At 69.5% G+C, this 22,469-nt stretch carries 18 protein-coding genes; 16 read left to right on the forward strand and 2 right to left on the reverse strand.

The window, feature by feature from the left end:
• Positions 1 to 29 precede the first annotated feature (29 nt).
• The 16 genes from tssA to HUW53_RS01480 all read left to right on the forward strand — a co-directional run bounded on the left by tssA (position 30) and on the right by HUW53_RS01480 (position 19,326).
• A complete protein-coding gene (tssA, locus tag HUW53_RS01405; protein ID WP_237343953.1) occupies positions 30 to 1,715 on the forward strand; it encodes a type VI secretion system protein TssA in 1,686 nt (561 codons plus the stop codon).
• A 22-nt stretch (positions 1,716 to 1,737) separates the two neighbouring features.
• Positions 1,738 to 2,232, forward strand: coding sequence for a type VI secretion system contractile sheath small subunit (gene tssB, locus HUW53_RS01410; RefSeq protein WP_237343954.1), 495 nt, complete (start codon positions 1,738 to 1,740; stop codon positions 2,230 to 2,232).
• A gap of 47 nt (positions 2,233 to 2,279) precedes the next feature.
• Entirely contained in the window at positions 2,280 to 3,767 is a 1,488-nt protein-coding gene (gene tssC, locus HUW53_RS01415; protein WP_237343955.1) for a type VI secretion system contractile sheath large subunit, read from the forward strand.
• A gap of 68 nt (positions 3,768 to 3,835) precedes the next feature.
• Positions 3,836 to 4,261, forward strand: coding sequence for a type VI secretion system baseplate subunit TssE (tssE, locus tag HUW53_RS01420; RefSeq protein WP_237343956.1), 426 nt, complete (start codon positions 3,836 to 3,838; stop codon positions 4,259 to 4,261).
• Positions 4,262 to 4,367: 106 nt separating this feature from the next.
• Entirely contained in the window at positions 4,368 to 6,116 is a 1,749-nt protein-coding gene (tssF, locus tag HUW53_RS01425; RefSeq protein WP_237343957.1) for a type VI secretion system baseplate subunit TssF, read from the forward strand.
• The gene (tssG, locus tag HUW53_RS01430) at positions 6,113 to 7,159 is read left to right on the forward strand and encodes a type VI secretion system baseplate subunit TssG (RefSeq protein WP_237343958.1); all 1,047 of its coding nucleotides are present in this window, start codon (positions 6,113 to 6,115) and stop codon (positions 7,157 to 7,159) included. The genes tssF and tssG overlap by 4 nt, the downstream gene beginning before the upstream one ends.
• Before the next feature lie 189 nt (positions 7,160 to 7,348).
• Positions 7,349 to 9,196: a type VI secretion system-associated FHA domain protein gene (locus tag HUW53_RS01435; RefSeq protein ID WP_237343959.1), complete on the forward strand. Its 1,848-nt coding sequence runs from the start codon at positions 7,349 to 7,351 to the stop codon at positions 9,194 to 9,196.
• Complete coding sequence (tssJ, locus tag HUW53_RS01440) at positions 9,196 to 9,711, forward strand: type VI secretion system lipoprotein TssJ (protein WP_237343960.1); 516 nt, start codon at positions 9,196 to 9,198, stop codon at positions 9,709 to 9,711. Before HUW53_RS01435 ends, tssJ begins: the two co-directional genes overlap by 1 nt.
• A gap of 40 nt (positions 9,712 to 9,751) precedes the next feature.
• Entirely contained in the window at positions 9,752 to 11,092 is a 1,341-nt protein-coding gene (gene tssK / locus HUW53_RS01445; RefSeq protein ID WP_237343961.1) for a type VI secretion system baseplate subunit TssK, read from the forward strand.
• Entirely contained in the window at positions 11,089 to 11,976 is an 888-nt protein-coding gene (gene icmH, locus HUW53_RS01450) for a type IVB secretion system protein IcmH/DotU (protein WP_237343962.1), read from the forward strand. The genes tssK and icmH overlap by 4 nt, the downstream gene beginning before the upstream one ends.
• Before the next feature lie 9 nt (positions 11,977 to 11,985).
• Positions 11,986 to 15,570, forward strand: coding sequence for a type VI secretion system membrane subunit TssM (gene tssM, locus HUW53_RS01455; protein ID WP_237343963.1), 3,585 nt, complete (start codon positions 11,986 to 11,988; stop codon positions 15,568 to 15,570).
• Positions 15,567 to 16,328: a type VI secretion system-associated protein TagF gene (tagF, locus tag HUW53_RS01460; RefSeq protein WP_237343964.1), complete on the forward strand. Its 762-nt coding sequence runs from the start codon at positions 15,567 to 15,569 to the stop codon at positions 16,326 to 16,328. The genes tssM and tagF overlap by 4 nt, the downstream gene beginning before the upstream one ends.
• Positions 16,318 to 17,094: a PP2C family protein-serine/threonine phosphatase gene (locus tag HUW53_RS01465; RefSeq protein WP_237343965.1), complete on the forward strand. Its 777-nt coding sequence runs from the start codon at positions 16,318 to 16,320 to the stop codon at positions 17,092 to 17,094. Before tagF ends, HUW53_RS01465 begins: the two co-directional genes overlap by 11 nt.
• Positions 17,078 to 18,091 (forward strand): serine/threonine-protein kinase, encoded by a 1,014-nt coding sequence (locus HUW53_RS01470; RefSeq protein ID WP_237343966.1) that lies wholly within the window; start codon positions 17,078 to 17,080, stop codon positions 18,089 to 18,091. The genes HUW53_RS01465 and HUW53_RS01470 overlap by 17 nt, the downstream gene beginning before the upstream one ends.
• A gap of 30 nt (positions 18,092 to 18,121) precedes the next feature.
• A complete protein-coding gene (locus HUW53_RS01475; RefSeq protein WP_237343967.1) occupies positions 18,122 to 18,565 on the forward strand; it encodes a hypothetical protein in 444 nt (147 codons plus the stop codon).
• A complete protein-coding gene (locus tag HUW53_RS01480) occupies positions 18,562 to 19,326 on the forward strand; it encodes a MinD/ParA family ATP-binding protein (RefSeq protein ID WP_237343968.1) in 765 nt (254 codons plus the stop codon). Before HUW53_RS01475 ends, HUW53_RS01480 begins: the two co-directional genes overlap by 4 nt.
• Positions 19,327 to 19,350: 24 nt before the next feature.
• Here the strand turns inward: HUW53_RS01480 and HUW53_RS01485 are convergent, their stop codons facing one another.
• A complete protein-coding gene (locus HUW53_RS01485; protein WP_237343969.1) occupies positions 19,351 to 20,538 on the reverse strand; it encodes a serine/threonine-protein kinase in 1,188 nt (395 codons plus the stop codon).
• A 252-nt stretch (positions 20,539 to 20,790) separates the two neighbouring features.
• On the reverse strand, positions 20,791 to 22,404 hold the full coding sequence (locus HUW53_RS01490; protein ID WP_237343970.1) for a sigma-54-dependent Fis family transcriptional regulator: 1,614 nt from the start codon (positions 22,402 to 22,404) through the stop codon (positions 20,791 to 20,793).
• Positions 22,405 to 22,469 lie beyond the last annotated feature (65 nt).

Genomic DNA, 22,469 nt, shown 5'->3' on the forward strand with positions numbered 1-22,469 from the left:
GGAGCAGGTCGGAGCAGGCGCGGCAGCCCATGAGCGAACACTCCATCCCCGTCTTCGAGGATGCGCGCAGCGACCGGCTTGTTCTGCCGCTGGCGCCGGACGCCCCGGTGGGCACGGATGTGCGCGGCCTGCCGGCCTTCGAGGAGATCGAGACCAGCGTCCGCCGCATCGAGACCGATGGCCCCGCCGCCGTACCGTGGCCGCAGGTGGCGCGCATCGGGCTTGATCTGCTGACCACCCACGGTCGCGACCTTCTGGTCACCGCCTGGACCACCGTCGCCCTGACCCAGACCGAGCAATGGCGTGGCCTCGCGGTGGGGATCGATGCGCTCTCGGCCATGGTCAAGCAGTGGTGGGACGAGGTCCCGCCCAAGCGGGAGCGGGCTCGCGTCGGCGCCCTCGAATGGATGGTCACCCGCCTGACGCCGGTGGTCGCCGACCTGCCGGTGGCCGAGCCCGACATCCCGGCCTTGCTGCATGCCTCCGAATTGCTCGAGGAACTGAACGTCCTTCTGCCGGAAAAGCTCGCCAAGGAGCGCATCGCGTTCGGCGACCTGGTGCGCGCGGTCCGCACCAAGGCCGAGGCGGCGAAGGCCGAGCTCGCCCGCGCCGCCGAGGCGGCCCGGCAAGCCGCCGCGCGGGAGGCGGCGGAGAAGGCCGGAACGCCCCAGGCGCCCGCGCCCGCGACGCCCCTTCCCGCCAATGGCGGTGCCACGCCGTCGCCCGCCCCCGTCACCCCGGCGGCCACGGCATCCGCGACCGCAGCACCCTTGCCGGCGGCTCCGCCGGTGGCGCCCGACGCCAGCGGTCCCGAGCTCGACCGCGCCATCAGCGCCCTGGCCGACAGCATGCGCCAGCACGCGCGCCGGCTGCGCGAAACGAACCTGTCCGATCCCCGCAGCTATCGCCTCTCCCGCTCGGCGGCCTGGCTCGACATCACCCTCACGCCACCCGCCAAGGACAACGCCACCCAGCTCATGGCGCCGGCCGCGCAGCGCCTGGAAGGCATCGCCGCCATGAGCCGCTCCGGCGAACATGAAGCGCTCGTGCACGCCCTCGAAGGCCTCATCGGCTCCTCCCCCTTCTGGCTGGATGCGCACCGGAAGGTATTCGAGACGCTCAATATCCTTGGGCCAAAATATGCCATGGCCGCGGCGGCGGTGGTGGAATTATCGTGCGCCCTGGTCCGGCGCCTCCCGGCGCTGGTCGACCTCACCTTCGCGGACGGCACGCCGTTCGCGGACGTCGCGACCCGTGCCTGGTTCGACGAGCACGCCGGCTCACCCGCCGCCGCGCCCGCCGAGGCACAGGCGGACACGTTCAAGGACCTGGCCGCGGACATCAAGACGCTCGTGGGCGCCGGCAAGAAGGCCGAGGCCCTCGACCGCCTGGGCGCCGCGCGGGACACGGTGCGCGGCGAGCGCGCGCTGTTCGACATGCACCTGCTCCAGGCACAAACCTGCCTGGACCTGGACCTTCCATCGGTCGCGCTGCCGCTGGTGCAGCACCTTGAATCCGAAGTGGAGCGCCGCGCTCTCGATGCCTGGGAGCCGGGGCTGGCCCTGCGCGCGGCCCGGCTTGCGCTGCGCGCCTATCACCATCCGGCCGCCGAGAAGCTGCTCGGCGCCACCCACCTGCGCGGCGCGGTGGAAGCCGCCCAGCGCCGGCTCGCACGCCTCGATCTTCGAACCGCCGTCCGGCTGGTCCACGCCTGACGGCCATCTGGGGGACATGGACATGGCTGAATCGATCGCACCCAAGGAACGGGTCAACATTCGCTACCGTCCGGCGACGGGCAATATGAAGGAAGACGTCGAGCTTCCCCTCAAGCTGCTGGTGGTCGGCGACTTCACCCAGAAGGCAGATGAACGCCCGGTGGAGGAGCGCGAGCTTGCCAATATCAACAAGGACAATTTCGACGACGTGCTGAAGAGCCACAATCTCAGCCTCGACCTGTCCGTCGACAACAAGCTGAGCGAGGAGGCTGCCGACGAGAAAATCGCGCTGAGCCTTACCTTCGACCGGCTGAAGGACTTCGAGCCCGAGGCCGTGGTGCGGCAGGTGCCCGAGCTGAAGGCGCTGCTGGAGCTGCGCGAGGCGCTGGTCGCCCTGAAGGGGCCGCTCGGCAACATCCCCGCCTTCCGCAAGATGATCCAGGGTGTGATCGAAGACGAAGCGGCGCGCCAGCGCTTCCTGTCCGAGATCACCGGTTCCACCGACCCCTCCGCCTGAGCGGTCCTGCCCGGACAGCCGCCGTCGAATCCTTCGGAGAAACAGTCATGAGCACGCCTGACACCGTCGCCGAGGCCCCGGCCGGCGCGGCCACGCTGGAAGAAACCTCCATGTTGGACCAGATCCTCATGGAGACCAAGCTGCGCCCCACGGATGAGGGCTATGATGTCGCCCGCCGCGGCGTCGCCGCCTTCATTTCGGAATTGCTGAAGCCGGCCCACGGGGACGAGAAGGTCAACAGCGCCGCGGTCGACCAGATGATCGCCGCCATCGACCAGAAACTGTCGTCGCAGCTCGACGCCATTTTCCATGCCGAGGCCTTCCAGCAGATGGAATCATCCTGGCGCGGCCTGAAGTTCCTGGTGGACCGCACGGACTTCCGCCAGAACATCAAGATCGAGATGCTCTCGGTGGCGAAGGACGACCTCCTGGCGGACTTCGACGATTCGCCCGAGGTGGTCCGCTCCGGCCTCTACAAGCATGTCTACACGGCTGAATACGGCCAGTTCGGCGGCCAGCCCGTCGGCGCCGTCGTCACCAATTATGATTTCGGTCCCGGTGCCCAGGACATCAAGCTGCTGCAATATCTCGCCAGCGTCGGCGCCATGTCGCACGCCCCGGTGATCGGCGCCGCCTCGACCCAGATGTTCGGCGTCGACACATTCGAGGAACTGCCGAATCTCAAGGATCTGCAGTCGATCTTCGAGGGGCCGAAATACGCCAAGTGGAACGGCTTCCGGCAGAGCGAGGACGCCCGCTACGTGGGCCTCACCGCGCCGCGCTTCCTGTTGCGCCTGCCCTACGGCCAGGACAGCAACCCGGTGAAGTCGTTCAACTATTCGGAGACGTCCGCCGGCAGCACCGCCAATTATCTGTGGGGCAACACGGCGTTTGCCTTCGCCACCCGCCTCACCGACAGCTTCGCCAACTACCGTTGGTGCCCCAACATCATCGGCCCCCAGTCCGGCGGCGCGGTGGAGAACCTGCCCCTGCACACCTTCGAGTCCATGGGCCAGCTCCAGACCAAGATCCCCACCGAGGCCCTGGTCTCCGACCGGCGGGAATATGAGCTCGCCGAACAGGGCTTCATCGCCCTCACCATGCGCAAGGGCACGGACAACGCCTCCTTCTTCTCTGCCAATTCGGTGCAGAAGCCGAAGTTCTTCGGCAACAGCGAGGAGGGCAAGGCGGCGGAGCTGAATTACAAGCTCGGCACCCAACTGCCCTACATGTTCATCATCAACCGCCTGGCGCATTACATCAAAGTGCTTCAGCGCGAGAACATCGGCAGTTGGAAGACCCGCGTCGAGCTTGAGACCGAGCTCAACAAATGGATCCGCCAATATGTGGCCGACCAGGAGAACCCCTCGTCCGACGTGCGCTCCCGCCGCCCGCTGCGCAACGCGCAGATCACGGTCGAGGACGTGGAAGGTGAGCCCGGCTGGTACCGGGTCTCGATGGCGGTTCAGCCCCATTTCAAATACATGGGCGCCGACTTCACGCTGACCTTGAAGGGCAAGCTGGACAAGGCCTGATCTTGCCGGAAGGCGGGCCCGTCCCGCCTTCCTCCGCGCCGGGGGCAAAGCGCCATGACGCATCGGACATGACCCATCGCACGCTCCTGGAACGGCTCCGGGCGCCCGACACCGCGCCCCGCGGCGAGACCGCATCGGACGCCACGGGCGACCTGTCCGGCCTCGTCGACAGCATCATGGGCAACCTGCGGTCGGTGCTGAACGCACGGGCGAACTGCTGCCTGTCGCGTCCCGACTTCGGCATGCCGGATTTCAACGATCTGGTGGGCCGGTTTCCGGACGCGCTCGGCATCATCGCGGCGGCGGTGCGCGGCCAGATCGAGATGTTCGAGCCGCGCCTGTCCGAGGTCTCGGTCAGCCACGTTCCAGACCGCAGCAACCCGCTGCATCTGGCCTTCCGCATCCACGCCACCCTGGTGCTGGAAAACGGCCCCAAGCGCCTGGCGTTCGACACCGTCCTCAACAACAACGGCTACGTGAATGTGAGCGATTGAAGCCGTTCCGGAAGAAGCCGATCGCGGCTTTAGAGCATTTTCAAGCGACGTGGATTCCGGTGCGCGTGAAGAACATGTCCCAGGTCCAATTGCGAGCGACGAGACCGTGACGCTGAACCGATATTATCAGGACGAGCTGGCCTATCTGCGCGATCTCGGCGACATCTTCGCCCGCGAGAATCCGAAGCTGGCCAGCTTCCTGTCCCGCAAGGCGCGCGATCCCCATGTGGAGCGGCTGCTGGAGGGGTTCGCCTTCCTCACCGCCACCTTGCGCCAGCGGCTCGACGACGACCTTCCGGAGCTGGTCCATGATCTCCTGCGGCTGATCTGGCCGGCCTATCTCCAGCCGGTGCCACCCACCACCACCCTGGCCTTCCGCCATGCCCCCGGCAGCGACGGCGGCGCCCTTGCGGTACCGCGGGGCACCCAGGTCCGCTCCCGCACCATCGACGGCACGAGCTGCCCCTTCAGCACCTGCTTCGCGCTTGCGGTGCTGCCGTTCGAGGTGCGCAACGCGACCCTGGAGAACACCCCCGCCAATGCGGAGATCAGCCTCGACCTCGACTGCCTGCCCCATGCCACCCTGGCGCCGCTCGCCGGCAACGACCTGCGCTTTCACCTCGCGCCGCAGGGCGATCCGGCGCAGGCGGTGCATCTCTATCTCTGGCTGCTCGCCCACCTGAAGCGGATCGAGGTGCGCCACGGCGACGCGACGGTGCTGACCCTGCCGGCGACCGCCCTGCGCCCGGCCGCCTTCGCGCCCGAAGAGGCGGTTCTCGCGCAGCCGAAAACCGCAGTCGAAGGCTTCCGGCTGCTTCAGGAATACCTGCTGGTGCCGGATAAGTTCCTTTATGTGGATCTGACGGGCCTTGCCCCCCTGGCCGAATTGCCGGCCCGCGGCCTCAAGCTTTCGTTCCAGTTCACGCGGCCCTTTCCCCAGCATGTGCGCCTGCCGCCGGGCGCCGTCCGCCTGAACTGCACACCGGCCGTCAACCTGTTCCGCGCCGACGCCCGCCCGCTCCATGTGGACGGCAGCAAGACCGAATATCGCCTGACCCCACTCCAGGGCGAGGGCCTCTCGGTGCACACGGTGGAGAGCGTCTCCGGCTACATCCAGGGGGTGTCGGAACGGGTGGCCTATGCCCCCTTCGAATCCTTCCGGCACGATCTGCCGGGCGCGCGCGCCACCACCGCCTATTATCGCCTGCGGGCCAAGCCCGCGGTCGCCGGGCGGCGCATCGATCACTACATTTCGTTCGTGAACCGGCTGGACGAACGCATGGTCCCCAAGGCGGAGACCGTGTCCATCGGCCTTGTCTGCTCCAACGGACGGCTGGCGGAGCGCCTGCCCGCCGGCGCCATCACCCAGCCCGGCAACACCACTCCGGGCGCGGTCCTGTTCGAGAACATCTCGTTCGTGACGCCGGAAATCCCGCCGCCGCTCTCGGACGGCCTGTTGTGGCGACTGGTGGCGGCCCTCGCCTGCAATTTCAGTACCATCGCCAATGTGGAGGCCCTGCGGCAGTTGCTCGCCACTTTCGACTTCCGCGCGGTGCACGACGACCAGATGCGCCAGCGGCTCGAACTCCTGCTCGCCGGCCTGGAGCGCTTCGAGAACACCACCGGCGACAGCATCCTGCGCGGCGTGCCGGTGCGGATCCGGCGCTTCACCCTCGTGTGCCAGGAAAGCAAGATCGGCGGCGAAGCGGAAATGTTCCTGCTCGGCAGCGTCATCGACCGCATGCTGAGCGCGTTCGCCACCGTGAACAGCATGCACCAGTTCGCCATGTCCGGCAGCGAAGGCAATGTGAGGTACGAATGGGAACCGAGGCGGGGCGTCAAGGAACCGCTGTGAGCGACGGGCCGGTTCCGGCGGCCACGCCCGGCGGACCGGGCGGAAGGACGCAAGAGCTGGAATCACAAGAGCTGGAGGCACAAGGGCTGGAGACGCAAGAGCTGGAACTCTGGGCCTTCTTCGCCCTGATCCAGCATCTGGAGCGGCTGTTTCCCGACGCCCCGCCGTTCGGCGGGACGCGTGACCCCCAGGCCGAGGCGGTGCGCTTTCACGCCAATCCCAGCCTCGGCTATCCGGCGCGGGAGGTGGAACGCCTCGTCTTCAACGCGGACGGCACCCGTGCCGACGTGACCGTGAACTTCCTGGGCCTGCAAGGCCCCTCCTCGCCGCTGCCGCCGTTCTACACCGAGCAGGTGATCGAGGATGCGGCGGATGGGGGGGTGCTTAGCACCTTCCTCGACCTGTTCAATCACCGCCTGGTGTCGCTCCTGGTGCGCGTGCACAAGCATCACCGCCATGCCCTCCAGTACGAGCGCGGCGCGCACGACGCGGTTTCGCAGACCATCGCGGCGCTGATGGGGCTGTTGCCGGGGCGGGCCGACCGGCGGCGCGTCGCGCTGCTGCCCTATGCGGGATTGCTGAGCTGCTACAGCCTGTCGGCCTCCATCATCGCGCCCCTCATCGGCCACTGCACGGACCTGCCGGTCCGCATCGACGAATTCGTCCCGCGGGTGGTCACCATCCCCGCGCATCTGTGCTCGCGCCTCGGCGACACGCCGCCGGAACTCGGCGTCGACTTCATCGTCGGCGCCGACGTGATGGACCATACGGGCAAATTCCGGCTGGTGATCGGCCCCGTGGACGGCCCCACCTTCGCGCGCCTCATGCCCGACCAGCCGTTGTTCGCGGAAGTGCTGGACCTGCTGATGCTGGCCTTGAAGGACCCACTCGCCTTCGACCTCAGGATCGAGATCAAGGCGGGGGAGCGGCCCGCCTTCGCCCTCGGCGAAGGACAGCTCGGCTGGAACACCTGGGCCGCGCCCCCGGACGACGCGGGGGGCCATGTGGACTTCGCCGCCGACCGGCTGGCGCCAACCCTGTGAGCCGCCAGCCTCATCCGCCGGCGGCGCCTGTAATCGCCATGTCGTAATTTGCATCGATAAGACACGGGAAGGTGCCCATCCGTGGTCCAACAACGGGCGCTTCCATCTCGCATAGCGGCGTCCCTCTTTTCACGGCGGAGACCTGCCGGCGGGGCCGCCTGATGATGTCATGCGGCGGGGGAGGACAGTGTGCTGCGTGCGAGGCTGACTGTCACCAGCGAACAGGGGCGCGGCCTCGGCGCCAGCGCCACGCACGATTTCGACGCGGCGGGCGGCGTCATCGGCCGATCGGCGACCTGCGACTGGCGCCTCCCCGATCCAACCCACACCCTGTCCGCCCGCCATGCCGAGATTCGTTTCAACGGGCAGGGCTTCACGGTGGTCGACCTGTCCACCAACGGGGTCTACCTCAACACCACCGACGCGCCCCTCGGCCGGGGCAATGCCGCCGTGCTGGTCGACGGCGACCTGCTCTATCTCGGCTCCTATGTCATCTCGGCGGAGATCCGGCGCATCCAGCCGGCCGCCGCCCCCGAGCGGCCGATGGCCGACCCGCTGCCGCCACTGCGGGAACGCGCGCCGGCGGCGCTCCCACTCGCCGCGCCGTTCACCACGCCCGGGACAGCGCGGGGTCCCCTGTCACCCGCCGCCTATCCCGGCGCGACCCAGGGCATCCGCGATCCGCTTGCCGCGCTCGACGGCCAAAGCGTGCTGCAAGAGAGCGACAATCCCTTCAGCGACCTGGGCATCGGCCAGATGGACGGCGAAGGGACCGACACCGCCCGGCGCGCCGGCGCCCGACCCGGCGGCATCGACGATCTGCTGACGCCGCGCCCGGTCCGCCCGACCTTCGACTTCACTCCGGGACCAGCCGCCCCACCGCCGGCCGCCCCACCGCCAGCCGCCCCGGCGCCGATGGCGCCGTTCCCGGCCGCCCTGGCGATCCCCACCGCCCTGCCGCCGCGCGCGCCGATCCAGGCACCGCCGCCGGATGCCGTCGGGTGGCCCGCCGTCCCGCCGGCCCGGCCGGTGGTCACCGCTCCGCCGCAACCGACCGATGCCGAGGAGGCAGCGGCCGTGATCCCTCCCGGGTTCCTCGACGAACTGTCGATCCTGATCCCACGGCTGGTGAGCGCGGGGGACGCTGCGGCACCGGCCGCCGTCGCGCCAGCGCCACCACGGCCGCCGGCCCCACCATTCCCGGTCGCGCCGGCGCCCCTCGTGCCGCCGGCCGATCTGGACGACCCGGAAGAGATGGTGACCCTTCTGCGGATGCGCGGCAAAGGCAAGGCCCAGCCCCCGGCGGCGCGCGCGCCGCAGCCGTTCCTGGCTCCGCCGATGCCCGCCCTTCGCCCGCTGGCGGCGGACACGCCACCCCTTCCGCCGCCGCGCCCGGCCGCGCCCGAACCGGCTTCGGAAAACGATCTGTGGGCCCTGCTCGGGGTCGAACCCGCCCGACTGACCGCCCCCGAGCGCGAGCGGCTCCTGGGCGAGGTCGCGGCACTGCTGCGCACCCTGGTCCAGGGCCTGCTTGCCTTGAAGGACACGCAGCGCCGCCTGAAGGACGATCTGCGCCTTGATGCCGACCGGCGCGCGGTGTCGGACAATCCGTTCGAGGCGGCAGCCTCACCGGAGGAGGCCCTGTCCCGCGCCCTAGCGCGCGACTCGGCCCGCGACCCACGGACAAGCCCCGCCGGCGCAGCGCAGGCTGTTCTCAACGAGATGAACCGGCACGAGATGGCGGCCATCGACGCCCTCCAGGCCACCGCCGCCGACCTTCTGGAACGCGTCAGCCCTGCGGCCATCGCCTTTGATCTGGAGGACGAAGGCCCGAGCAACGGGATCTTCGCCCGGAAGGCCGACAAGATGAAGCTGTGGGACCGCTACCTCATGATGCACGAACGGCTGGTTGGGGCGCTCGACGTGGTCAGCTCGGAGGTGATGGGGCGCGCCTTCGCCCGCAGCTACGCGCAGCGCACCGAAGACTCCGGCCGGCAAGACCTTGGCCGGCAAGACACCCGCCGGGAGGAGTTCTGATGGCCCCGCTCTCCCGCCGTGAAGCGTTGCGCGGCCTCCTCGCCAGCGGCGCCGCGCTGTCGCTGGGCGGCTGCGCCACGCCCGGACCGCCGCCGGTGGTGGTGACCCCCACCCGGATCACCATCCGCGCCGACGAGAACATCAATCCGAACCAGTCGGGCGTGCCCTCCCCCGTCGTCATCAAGCTGTATGACCTGAAGGCCACGACCAACTTCATGGCCGCGAGCTTCTTCGAGCTCCTGGACAACGACGTGACGCGGCTCGGGCCGGAAATGATCTCCAAGCAGGAAGTGGAGATCGTGCCCGGCACCGCCCGCGAGGTGGAGCACGATATCACCGGCGATGCGAAATACCTCGGCGTCATCGCCGGCTTCCGCGACATCTCGGCCGCCCAGTGGCGCACCTTCGTGGATCTCACGCCGGGCAAGACCAACTACCTGCTGGTGACGGTGACCAGTCTCGCCGTCAACGTCGAACTCAACGGAACGCGGGACAAGGGCTGGTTCGGCCAGTGACACCTGCCGCCCCTGTCCGTCCTTCGGGAGAGATGAACGCATGTCTGTGACGAGCAAACCCCTTTGGACCGAAGGCATGTTCGTCCGGCCCCAGCACTTCCAGCAACACGACCGCTGGCTGGAGCATGTCATCGAGGCCCGCGTCGCCGGCCTCATCCCCCATGGGTGGGGATTGCGGCGCCTCGCCCTCGATGCCCGGCTTCTGAAGCTCGGCCAGTTCGGCCTTGCCCATTGCGAGGCGGTGCTGCCGGACGGCGCCGCGATCGACATGCCGGGCCAGACGCCGCCGCCGGTGTCGCGCCGTGTTCCGCCCAATCTGAAGCAGGCCCTGGCCTATCTCGCCGTTCCCGCCCGCGCGCGGGACGGCGCCGAGATCACCGAGCCCGGCGGCGGTCCGCGCCGCTTCACCGCCGTGCAGCAGGCGGTGCGCGACACCAGCGCCCCCGACCGCGAGCCGATCGACATCCGGCTCGGCGCGCTGAACGCGAGCCTGGTGTTCGAGGGCGAGAGCCTTGATGGCCTCATCGTCCTGCCCCTGGCCCGCATCGCCGAAGTGACGCCGGCCGGCGAGGTGATCCTGTCCGCGACCTTCATCCCGCCCTGCCTCGACTATCAGGCCTCGCAGCGCCTCACCGAGGTGCTGGCCGAGGTGCACAGCCTGGTGCACGCGCGCGCCGAGGCCCTCGCCGAGCGGACCGACCCGACCCGCATGGGCGCCGACAGCGCCGGCCTCATTGACCTGCTCCTGCTCCGGGTGATGAACGCGGCCGACGCGGTTCTGAATCATCTGGCGCGGCTGCCGGGAACCCATCCGGAAACCCTGTACCGGGAGCTGGTGCGGCTGACCGGCGATCTCGCCACCTTCAACACCCATCAGCGGCGCGTGCCGCATCTGCCCGCCTACGTGCACGACGATCTGGAATCGAGCCTGGAGCCGGTGCTCAAGCTGCTGCGGCAAGAGCTGAACCTGATCGTCGAGCGCAACGTGGTGCCACTGCCGCTGCAGGAGCGCGGATACGGCATCAGCACCGCCACCATCAACGACCGAACCTTGTTCTCCGGCGGGCGGTTCGTGCTGGTGGTCAGCGCCGGCATCCCCCACGAGGCGCTGCGCACCCAGTTCCCGGCCACCACCAAGATCGGGTCCGTGGAGCAGATCCGCGACCTGGTGAACCTGCAATTACCGGGCATCCCGCTGCGCTCGCTGCCGGTCGCGCCGCGCGAGCTGCCCTACCTTCAGGGCGCGGTCTATTTCGAGCTGGACCAGAGCCATGAGCTGTGGCGCAGCCTGACCCGCTCGGCCGCCTTCGCGTTCCATGTGAGCGGCGGCTATCCCGATCTGCACATGGAATTCTGGGCCATCCGGGCGGTGCAGCCGTGAGCTACGACAGCCACATGGGGGATGACGAGCCGACCGTGATCGGCCATCGGCCCACGGCCGTCTCGCGTCCGGCCGCCGGACGCGAGACGGCGGCTCCGCGCGGCGCGCGGCCCGGCGAGCCCACGCCCCGCCGCGCCATCGACGACGGCGGACCGGCCGACAGCAACCTGCCCGACCTGTCGGAGGCTCCGGAGCCCGGCCGACCGGAGGAATCCATCGCCGCCGCGGCCACCCCGCTGCTGGCGCTGGTGGCGCAGCTGCGCCAGTCGGTGGAGCAAGCCGACATCACCGCCCTGCGCACGGAAACCGTCTCGCAGATCAAAAGGTTCGACGAGCGCGCCATCAAGTTCGGCGCGCGCATGGCGGATGTGGGCGCCGCCCGCTATGTGCTGTGCTCGGTGATCGACGAGGCGGTGATGACCACCCCGTGGGGCGCCGCCAGCAACTGGAGCAGCCACAGCCTGCTCAATCAGTTCCACGGCGAGACCTGGGGCGGCGAGAAGGTGTTCGCCATCGTCGATCGGGTCAGGGCCAATCCGGCCCAGCATCTCGCCCTCTTGAAGCTGATCGACCTGTGCCTCGCCTTCGGCTTCGAGGGCAAGTATCGGGTCATGGAAGGCGGGCAATATCAGCTTGAAGAGCTGCGCGACGAGCTCGGCCGGATCTGGCAAAGCCATGTGAAATCGCCTCCGGACGAGCTGTCGCCGCACTGGCACGGGGTTTCCGCCCGGCGCAAGCTGTCCACCGCCGTACCGTTATGGGTGGTGTTCGCGGTGGCCGGCGTGCTGCTGCTGACCATCTACTCGCTGTTTGCCATCCACATCGAACAGAACATCGCGCCGGTCGAGCAGCGTCTCAACCATCTCGTCGCCCCGCACTCCTGAGATTGCACGATGTTCCAGGCCCTCGTCGCCAATCTTCTCAGGGTTCGCACGCTGCTGATGCTGGTGGGCCTGTGCTGCCTGGCCATCCTCGTGTGGTTCGTGGGACCGCACGTCAGCGTCGCCGGCATCACGCCGCTGGCCGGTGCGGGCACGCGGGTGCTGGTGATCGCGGCCCTGTTCGTGTTCGCCATCGGCGCATTGGCCGCGCGCATCTTTCTGTCGCGCCGCGCCAATGCCCGCGCCATCAAGACCCTGCTGGATTCCGACGGCCTCGCCTTGCTGGCGAGCGAACAATCGTCGGACGAGGTGGAGATCATCCGCGAGCGCTTCGAAAGCGCGATGCGCACGCTCAAAGAGCAGGCCATCGGCAACGAAGCCGGCCGTAACTACATGATCCAATTGCCGTGGTACGTGATCCTCGGACCGCCCGGCGCCGGCAAGACCACCATTTTGAAGAATTCCGGCCTCAACTTCCCGCTCGCCGACCGGGTGGGCGATGACCCGGTGGCCGGCATCGGCGGCACCCGCTATTGCGACTGGTGGTTCACCGACGAGGCGGTGCTGATCGACACCGCCGGGCGCTACACCACCCAGGACGTGAACAGCGAGGTGGACAAGGTGGCCTGGCGCGGCTTCCTGGAGCTGTTGCGCACCCACCGCCCGCGCCGCCCCATCAACGGCGTCATCATCGCCATCAGCCTCGCCGACGTCATCTCCACCAGCGACGCCCAGCGCAAGGTCCACGCGGACCACGTCAAGCGCCGGCTGCAGGAACTCATGCGCTATTTCGGCATGACGGTGCCGGTCTATGTGCTCATCACCAAATGCGACCTGCTGAGCGGCTTCGGCGAATACTTCGGCGAGCTGGACGACGTGAGCCGCGCCCAGGTCTGGGGCATGACCTTTCCCCTGGACATGCCCGCCGCCCAGCTGGAACCGGAGTTCCGCAGCAATTTCCTCGGGCTGGTGGAGCGCCTGGAGGGCCGGCTGATGCGGCTCCTGCACCAGGAGCGCGCGCTGGTCCGGCGCTGCCGCATGTTCAATTTCCCGAAGGAGTTCGCAAGCCTTTCCGGGCCGCTCGGGCATTTCACCTCGGAGGTGTTCAAGACCTCCCGCTTCGAGATGCGGCCGATCCTGCGCGGGCTCTATTTCACCAGCGGCACCCAGGCCGGCGCCCCGGTGGAGCGGCTGCTCGGCGCCATGAGCCGCAATTTCGGGCTCTCCGGCGGCGCCCGACGCAGCCAGGCCGGCATCGGCAAGACCTTCTTCGTCAAGCGTCTGCTCAGCGACGTGATTTTCGACGAGCAAGGTCTCGTGGGGGTGAACCGGAAGCTGGAACGCAGCCTCTCCACCATGCGCGCGGCCACCTATGTCGGGGCCGCCGCCGTCACCCTCGGCCTCTCATCGCTGTGGATCTCTTCCGCCTCCCAGGCCGACCTGCGCATCGGCGCCACCCGCGAGAGCCTCGACGACGCGGAGCGCCTGCTGCGGCATCTGCCGCCCCAGGCCGGCTATGGCGAGCTGCTGCCGCTGCTCAACGCCGGCAAGGCGCTGACGGTGGTGGCGGGGATCGATAGCTCCTGGATCAGCGCCGACCTGCTCGGCCTTCCCACCGCGCCACGGCTCGGCGCCGCGGCGCGGAACGCCTACGATCAATTGCTCGTCACCCGCCTCCTGCCCGCCTTCGCGGCCCGCCTGGAGGGCCGCATCGCCCAGGACATCCAGGCCGGCACGCCGGCGGCGCTGGAGGACATGCGGACCGCCCTCACCGCCTATCTGATGCTCGGCGAGCCCAAGCGCTTCGAGCGCTCGACCATGCTGGAGACCGTGAACGGCGAGGCCGTGCTCACCTTCCCCCTGGACACGGCCCGGCAGAAGGCCCTCGCCGGCCATCTCGACGCGCTGGTGGGGCTGATGCCGCAGCGCTATCCCCTGAACACCCGGCTGATCGAGGAGGCCCGCGCCCGCCTCTCGCGGGTGCCGCAGGTGGATCAGGTCTATGCGCGGCTGCTGCGCGAGGGCTACCAGAACCAGCAGCTCACCGGCATTGATCTGGCCCAGGTCATGGGCACCCGCAGCCTCGCCGGCGGCGCCCAGGCCCAGGCCAGCGGCGCGCTGGCGATCCCCGGCGTGTTCACGCGGGCCGGCTTCTACAATTTCTTCCTGCCGCGCCTGCCGGTGCTGGTGTCCGAGGCGCTCGGCGGCGACTGGGTGGTGGGCACCGGCGACAAGCCCCAGTCCCAGGCGCTGGCCCGCCAGATCGCGGCCCTCTATGTGCGCGACTATATCGCCGCCTGGCAGGGCGCCCTGTCCCACATCACCGCCATCCGCTTCGACACCATGCCCCAGGCGCTCGGGGTGCTGCAGAACCTCGCCGGCCCGCAATCCCCACTCGACGCGCTGGTCGCCGCGGTGAAGGAGAACACCGACCTGCCGGCCCCCGGCCAACAGAGCAACGTGCCCATCCCCGCCGGCCCGCAGCCGGCGCCCTCACCCGCTGTGTCGCCGGCCGGTCTTGCCCAGCAGGCGGCCGGCGCGGCCGGGGACATGGCCGCCGGCGCCGCCTTCGGCGAAGGGCCGTGGCCAGGCAAGACCATCACCCAGCCCTTCATCGCGCTGATCCAGCTCGGCACGCCCGGCGCCTCGGGCCAGGCCCCCGCCTTGTCGCGGGTCCGCGACCTGGTGAGCAACGTCTATGGGGTGCTGTCCGGCGTCGCCAACGCGCCGCAACCGCCGGTGGCCGCGTTCCAGATCATCTCGTCCCAGGGCCGGAACCAGGGCAATGACGCCTTCACCGCCCTGCGCACCGATTCCGCCCTGCGGCCCGAGCCGGTGCGCACCGTGCTCACCAGCGTCACCGACAATGCCTGGGCGACCCTGCTGGGCCTTGCCCGCGACAACGTCAACCAGGCCTGGAAGCAGGAGGTGCTGCCGGTCTGCGAGAGCGCCATCGCCCGCCGCTACCCGGTCTATGGCGACGCGCGCGACGACATCACCCTTTCCGATTTCACCGACTTCTTCCGGCCCGGCGGCACCATCGACAGCTTTTTCCAGCAATATCTCGCGCCCTTCGTCACCGACCGGCGCGGGGCCTATGTGCCCCTCAACGCGGACGGCGCCCGCACGCTCCTGAACGCGGACACGCTGGCCCAGTTCAACCGCGCGCGGCAGATCCGCGAGGCCTTCTTCCCCAACAAGGGACCGACCCTGCTGGTGAAATACGGGGTGCGCCCGATCTTCCTGTCGCCGAACGTGCTGCGCGCCACCCTTTCCATCGACGGCACCGACATCGTCTATCGCCACGAGGCCCCGCGCACCTACGACATGGAGTGGCCGACTAAGGGCGAGGCCAGCACCCTCACCGTCACCCTCACCCCGGTGGAGGGCCGGGAAACGCAGGTTCAGCGCACCGGCCCATGGGCCCTGTTCCGCTTCGTCTCGGGCTTCGGCCTGCGCAGCCGAGGCGACATCCAGAGCGTCAAGGTGCAGGGGCCGGACGGCCAGAGCGTCACCTATGAGTTCCGCGCCGCCAGCGTCAACAGCGCCTTCGCGCTCGGTGCCCTGCGCGGCTTCCGCTGCCCGGACGAGCTATGACCGCCGCCGGCCGCGCCCAGGGCGGGCTCTACGGCAAGATCCCCTCGAAGGACGATTTCGTCCGGCGCAACCTGCCGCTCTCCTTCGTCACGCCCTGGGATGGCTGGCTGAACCGGGTGATGGCGGGCAGCGCCGAACCCGGCTCCGGCGCCTGGAAGGCGGCCTATCTCACCAGCCCGCCCTGGCGTTTCGCCCTCGACCCCGGCGTGGCCGGGCCGGAGGGGTGGATCGGCGTGCTCGCCTCCTCGCTGGACCGCTTCGGCCGCGCCTTTCCCCTCACCCTCGCGGTGCCCTTCGCCCGCGATTTCGGTATCCTCGACCTCCACGAGGAGACGCGCCCCCTCACCAGCGGCCTGGAAGACCTCGTGCTGGAGGTGATCGACGGCACCCTCGACCTGGAACAGGCCGCCGCCGCCCTCGTCAGCCTCGCCGGCCGGCTCCTGCCGGCACCGCACCCCGATCCGGTGACACGCACCGCGCGGGAGGGCGCTACCCGCGCCGACCGCACCTGGGTGCTCACCGGGCGCCGGCTGCCCACTGTCGCCGGCGCCGCCAGCGAGTTGCTCACCTGGTCGCTGCGGGCCGGCGCCGCGGGCCCGGTGGGCCTGTCGTGCTGGTGGCACGAGGGCTGGGACGAGCATCCCCCGGTCTGGCTCATGACCCGAGGCCTGCCGGCTCCGGACGTGTTCGCGCGGATGATGGACGGGGCGTGGTCCGCGATCGCCCCGCCGGGGGAGGTGATCCGCCATGAGCGATGAAGCCGCACGCGATGGAGCCGCGCGCGATGGCGCCGTGAGCGATGCCACCATGGGAGAGCTGCGCTTTGCCGCCTCGGCCGCGACCCGCATCGGCCCCCGCCACCGGCAGAATGAGGATGCCCATGCCGCATGGGATGCGGCCGCCCTGTTCGTGGTGTCGGACGGCATCGGCGGCCTCGCCGACGGCGCGGTGGCGAGCCGCGCCGTGGTCGAGCTGCTACAGCGGGGCGTCACGCCGGGGGCGGCGCTGGACCGCCGCGTGGCACAAGCCCGCGACGCCTTGTTCCGCGCCAACGCCGCCCTGTTCCAGTCCGGCGCCGAGAGCGGGGCGCCGCTGGGCGCCACCGTGGTGCTCGCCGTGTTGGGCGAGGGCTGCGCCGTCTGCCTCTGGGCGGGCGATTCCCGAGCCTACCTCGCCCGTGCGGGCCGGCTGCATCCGATCACCCGCGACCATGCCATCTTCGGCCGCACCGCGCCCGGCGCCGCGGCCCGCACCGTCATCACCCGCGCCATCGGCCCCGAGGACGATGTGGAGATCGACTGCGCCATCGTCGATCTCGTGGCGGGCGACGCGCTGCTGCTGTGCTCGGACGGGGTGCACGGCGCCATTCCGAGCGCGCGGCTGGAACAGCTGCTGACGACCGGCCCCGGCGTGGGCGCGACCCAGGTGGTGGAAGAGGCCGCCGCCTACGGGACGCGGGATGATGCCACCGCGATCATCGTCCACATCCGCGCCGCGGAGGGAGCCCATGGCGCGCGGGCCTGAGCCCCGGCCCGCGGGCGCCGCCGCGCCGGGTGAGGCCGGCGGCAACCGCACGCGCATCCTGTCCCCCTATCTCGGCCTCAGGCTCAAGGGCCGCTACGAGCTGATCCAGGTGATCGGACGCGGCGGCATGAGCACGGTCTTCCATGCCGTGGACCATGTGCGGCTCGGTGCCCGCGCCGGGCGACCGGACGTCGCCATCAAGCTCGTCACCCTCGCCCCGCCCCATGACACGGCGGCGCGGGCGCTGATTCACCGCGAGGCCCAGCGCATGCTGGAGCTGATCCACCCCAACATCGTGCGTGTCTACGACAGCGACCATGACGGCGACCGCCATTTCCTGGTGATGGAGCTGCTGCGGGGCCGCACGCTCGCCGCCATACTCCGGGACCGGCGCGGCCGGGGCCTCGACGGGCCGCAGGCCTGCGGCTGCATCCGCTCCGTGGGCGCAGCGCTGGCGCATGCGCATGCGCACGGTCTCATCCACGGCGACCTGAAGCCCGGCAATGTCTTCATCTGCAACGACGGCCGGGTGAAGGTGCTGGACTTCGGCCTGGCGCAGCGGACCGTCCAGGCCCCTCACGATGACGAGGATGCCACGATCCGCCTTCTCGACCAGGTGGGCGCGCTGACGCCGCGCTTCGCCTCGCCCGAACGGCTGGACGGCTGCCCCCCCACACCGGCGTGCGATCTCTTCGCTTTCGGGCTTCTCGCCTATATGGTGCTGTCCGGAGCCCACCCGTTCCAGCGGCGCACCGCCCTCGAAGCCCGCGCGGAGGGGGTGGGACCACGACGCCCCGAGGGCCTTTCCGCGCACCGCTGGCGGGCTCTCAAGGCGCTGCTGGCATTCGATCCCGCGCACCGTCCCGCGCGGGTGGAGGAGTTCACCAACCGCTTCCTGGCCCAAAGCGTCCTTGCGCAGGCCTTTGCGTTGCCGAACCTTCGCGCGCGCTGGCGGGCCGGCGCAGCCTTCCTTGCCGCACGCAGGTCGTCGCCATGAACATCGCGCCAAGATGAGCATCGTCCAAAGATGAGCACCGCCCCGAGATCCGAATTGCAGACGCTCCAGAAGCTCGACCAGCTCTGCCGCCAGATCGCGCGGGGCAATTACGACTATACGGACGAGCTGTTCGCCCTCACCTGCGCGGAGGATGCCTCCCCCTCCATTCGCGAGCTTGCGGAATCCTTCGGCTTCATGCTGGTGCAGGTGGAAGCGCGCGAGACCCGGCTGACCTGGCTGGTGGAGGAATTGCAGGAGCTCAAGGCCCAGCTGGAGGAGGCCAACGGCCGGCTGCGGAAGGAGAATGCGACCCTCTCCGACACCGTCGCGCAGCTCACCGTGGCCATCGACCGCCAGCGCTTCAAACGGGAGGTGGGCGCCATCACGGAATCCGATTATTTCCAGAATCTCCAGCGCCGGGCCCGGTCGCTGCGGGAGCGGCACAAGGCCGGCGAGCCGGAGGACCGGAAGTGACCCACATCGTCTCCACCCACTCCTATCGCGGCGGCACCGGCAAATCCACGATCACCGCCAATATCGCCTATCTGCTCGCGCTCCAGGGGCTGCGCGTGGGGGTGGTGGACACCGACATCCTCTCGCCCGGCATTCATGTGCTGTTCGGCCTCGATGCCGATAGCGCCCGCTTCACCCTCAACGATTATCTGTGGGGCCGCTGCGCCATTGAGGAAGCGGCGATCGACGTCACCGACAGCGCCTTTCCCGATGGCGCTCCTGATGGCGGCAGCATCCACCTTCTGCCGTCCAGCATGCAGGCCGGCGAAATCGCGCGGGTGCTGAAGGAGGGGTTCGAGGTGGACCTGCTCAACGAGGGCTTCCACGCCCTGTGCGAGCGCCTCGCCCTCGATTATCTCCTCATCGACACCCATCCGGGGGTGAACGAGGAAACCCTGCTTTCCATCGCCATCTCCGACACCCTGCTGCTGGTGCTGCGGCCGGATCACCAGGATTACCAGGGCACGGCGGTGACCTTGGAGCTGGCCCGCCGCCTGGACGTGCCGCAATTGCTGCTGGTGGTGAACAAGGCGCTGAAGGCGTTCGACACCCGGCAGCTGGCGGACCAGATCTGCACCGCCTTCCGCAGCCCGGTGGCGGCGGTGCTGCCCCTGAACGAGGATCTGGTGCGCCTGGGCAGTTCCGGCATCCTCTCGGCCCTCGCGCCCGAGAGCGACTATGTGGTTGCCCTGCGCCCGGTGGTGGACCTGGTCCGGAACTGACCACGGGAGCTGCGCAACGGCGCGTCAGCGGCCCTGGAACGCGCCGAGGAAGGCCACCGCATCCGCCGGGCGCTGCCCCTGGTCGAACGAGAGCGCCGCGGCGAGCGCCGCCTGCATGGGCGCCGTGAGGCCGGCGATCACCGGCGGCACGAGCCCGCGCGCCATGGCGTCGGTGGCGGGAACGCGCCCGAAGGGGTGCCTGCGCGTCAGCAGCAGATGGATGATGCAGCCGAAGGCATAGACATCGTCCCGTGGGTCACGCGGCTCGCCGCGCAATTGCTGGGGGCTGGCATAGGTGGGCGTCACGGCGTCGAAGGTCGGGGCGTCGCGGTCCCCCCCGGTCCGGGCGGCGCTGGCGATGCCGAAATCGAGGATCTTCAGGCGCCCGTCCGCGCACAGGAACAGGTTGCCGAGCTTCAGGTCCGCATGGATGACGCCCTGGGCATGGGCGTGACCGAGCCCGGCGAACATGTCCCGAATGGCGTGCCAGGCCGCTGGACTGCCGGCAAAGGCAGCGTCGTCCTTCAGCCGCACATCCAGCGAGCTGCCTTCCAGCAGTTCCATGACGATGAAGGGATTGGCGCCATCGCGGTCGAAATCGTGCACGGCCACGATGTTGGGGTGGGACAGGTCCTGGGTGCGCCGGGCCTCCGCCTCCATGCTGCGCAACGCGTCGGGATGGGCGCCGAAATCCCCGTGCAGCAGCTTGACGGCCACATAGGGACGGCTGCCGGCCGCTTCCACCCGGCGGCGATCCACGGCGCGGTAGACCACGCCCATGCCGCCGCGCCCCAGCTCCGCGTCGAGGACGAAACGGTCACGCAGGATCTGGCCGATCCGGTTCTCCTCGCGCCCGCTGCGGCCGAGCACCAGGGGGCGGCCATTGCCGTCAGCGCTGCTGCGGGCATCGCGGCGCAGCCGCGCGCCGCGGAACGAGGCCAAGGCATCGTCCAGCTGGCGCTGGTTCTGCCGCGCCCGCGCCTCCCCGCCCTTGCGCAGATCCTTGAACTGGCCAAGCAGCGCGGAGAGCACCACCGCATCCACCCGGCCACGCAGGGTTTCCCCCTCGCCCGCCGGCGACTCGGCCCCCGCCGATGCCCCAGTTGACGCCCCACTTGACGCCCCAGTTGACGCCCCTTGCGCCGCCGCAGGTGGGGCCGGTTCCGGCCGGGTGGCTTCCTGGAACAGCAGCATGGCGAGATCATAAGGCATGCGGCCGAGATTGATCTGTTCTTGGAGCGCCGCCGAAAGCTGGGCGGCGCTCCGCCCCGCGGCGCCCCCGCCGTCCGCCCCATCGTCCGCCCCATCCTCCTGGCCGAACGCGCGCAGGGCCGCGGCGAGCTGATCGAACGAGCGCCGCCCCGTGAAGAATTCCGAGAACAGATCGTTCAGATGGCGGTCGATGGCGTCTCTCCCTTCGTTCTCACCCGCGCCGCGCTTCCATCGATTGCGAACGGGTTTGGCTCATACTCGGCCGGGCTGGCGGATATCGTAGCGCGACAGCTTTTCCACCAGGCTGCGCCGGGAGATCCTCAAGAGATCGGCCGCACGGCTCTGGTTCCAGCCGGTCTCGCGCAGTTTCACCTCGATGATAGCAGCTTCGTAATTCTGCACCATCAGGCGCAATCCGCCCCCTTCTTCCTCCGGGGTCATGATCGGTGCCGGCAGGGCGGTGCTGGCCATCAGCTCCGGCGGGAGATGGGGCAGGTCGAGCCGGTCGCCATCGCAGAGCAGCACCGCGCGTTCCACGATATTCTTCAGCTCGCGGACATTGCCGGGAAAACGCCAGTTGACGAGGCAGGCAAGCGCCTCCGGCGTCAAAGCCGGTGGCCGGCGCCCCAGCGGCGCGCAGGCCGCCGCCAGGAAATGCTCGATCAAGGCGGGAATGTCCGACGTCCGGTCCCGAAGCGGCGGCAGGGTGATGGGGAAGACCTGCAGCCGGTAATAGAGATCCTCGCGGAACTGGCCCTGCGCGATCTTGGCGGCAAGGTCCGCATTGGTGGCGGCGACGATGCGCACATCCACGGTCTCGGTGCGGGTATCGCCGACCCGCCGCACCTCGCCCTGCCCCAGCATGCGCAGGATCTTCGATTGCAGGCCAAGGGGCATGTCCCCCACCTCGTCCAGGAATAGGGTGCCGCCCTGGGCGGCGTGCACCAGGCCGGCGCGGTCCGCGATCGCCCCGGTGAAGGCGCCACGGCGATAGCCGAACAGCTCGCTTTCCAGGAGGTGCTCCGGCAGCGCCGCGCAGTTTTGCACCACGAACGGCCGCGCGCTGCGGGGGCTCGCCGCATGCAGCATCTTGGCGAACACCTCCTTGCCGGTGCCGGTCTCGCCCAAAAGCAGCACCGGCACCGTCGCCGGAGCCGCCCGCTGGAGCAAAGCGAGGGCCACCTGGAATGGCGCGCTGTCGCCGATGACGCCGTTGCCGGGCCCCGCCTGGGCGTTGCGCAGGCGGGTGTTTTCCTCCTCGAGGTCGCTGCGCGCGCGGTCGAGCTGGCGGATCAGCCGACGGTTCTCGTCGAACAGGCGCGCATTGGCGATAGCCACCGCCGCATGGGCCGCGAAGCAGCGCACGACCCGTTCGAAATCCGGGCTGAGCGCGCGTCCGGCGGCGCCGGCCTCCAGAGGCCAACCATCCATGCGCCGATGATCCATGCGCACGTTGATGAGCTGGAGCACCCCAAGGGTGAACCCCTCCACCGAGCGCAACGGCACCGCCACGAAGGCGCGGGTGCGGAACGCCGTCGCCGCTTCATGGGCATAAAGCGCGGTGAAATCGAGCCCGGTATACGCGCGGACATCGGCCACGTTCACCACCCGCCCGGTCACCGCCGCATAGACATTGGGCTCGTCGAGATTAAAAGAATTGGCGGCCCGGTAGAGCGGCACGCTCCGCGCAAGGCCCGACAATTCCGGCGCCGCCTCGTTCTGCCCCACCAGGCAATGCAGCTCCCGGCCGGTGCGGTCGAGCACGAGAATGCGCCCGCCCTCGGCCGCGGTCAGGCGCCGCGCCGCGCTCACCACCGCGTTGAGGAGGGTTTCGAGATGACGCTCGGTGGCGAGCGCCGTCGTCACCTCCATCAACTCCTCAAGCGCCGCCAAGGAATCATGTGAGGCCCCGGGATCATGTGAGGTCTCGG

Origin of the sequence: Xanthobacter agilis (genome assembly GCF_021730435.1) — a bacterium.
GTDB classification, from domain to species: domain Bacteria; phylum Pseudomonadota; class Alphaproteobacteria; order Rhizobiales; family Xanthobacteraceae; genus Xanthobacter; species Xanthobacter agilis.

What these genes read in the sequence shown, in the direction of transcription:
- tssA (WP_237343953.1), top strand. Translation starts at nt 30, where the DNA reads ATGAGCGAACACTCCATCCCCGTCTTCGAGGATGCGCGCAGCGACCGG.
- tssB (WP_237343954.1), top strand. Translation starts at nt 1,738, where the DNA reads ATGGCTGAATCGATCGCACCCAAGGAACGGGTCAACATTCGCTACCGT.
- tssC (WP_237343955.1), top strand. Translation starts at nt 2,280, where the DNA reads ATGAGCACGCCTGACACCGTCGCCGAGGCCCCGGCCGGCGCGGCCACG.
- tssE (WP_237343956.1), top strand. Translation starts at nt 3,836, where the DNA reads ATGACCCATCGCACGCTCCTGGAACGGCTCCGGGCGCCCGACACCGCG.
- tssJ (WP_237343960.1), top strand. Translation starts at nt 9,196, where the DNA reads ATGGCCCCGCTCTCCCGCCGTGAAGCGTTGCGCGGCCTCCTCGCCAGC.
- tssK (WP_237343961.1), top strand. Translation starts at nt 9,752, where the DNA reads ATGTCTGTGACGAGCAAACCCCTTTGGACCGAAGGCATGTTCGTCCGG.
- tssM (WP_237343963.1), top strand. Translation starts at nt 11,986, where the DNA reads ATGTTCCAGGCCCTCGTCGCCAATCTTCTCAGGGTTCGCACGCTGCTG.
- tagF (WP_237343964.1), top strand. Translation starts at nt 15,567, where the DNA reads ATGACCGCCGCCGGCCGCGCCCAGGGCGGGCTCTACGGCAAGATCCCC.
- HUW53_RS01465 (WP_237343965.1), top strand. Translation starts at nt 16,318, where the DNA reads ATGAGCGATGAAGCCGCACGCGATGGAGCCGCGCGCGATGGCGCCGTG.
- HUW53_RS01470 (WP_237343966.1), top strand. Translation starts at nt 17,078, where the DNA reads ATGGCGCGCGGGCCTGAGCCCCGGCCCGCGGGCGCCGCCGCGCCGGGT.
- HUW53_RS01475 (WP_237343967.1), top strand. Translation starts at nt 18,122, where the DNA reads ATGAGCACCGCCCCGAGATCCGAATTGCAGACGCTCCAGAAGCTCGAC.
- HUW53_RS01485 (WP_237343969.1), bottom strand. Translation starts at nt 20,538, where the DNA reads ATGCCTTATGATCTCGCCATGCTGCTGTTCCAGGAAGCCACCCGGCCG.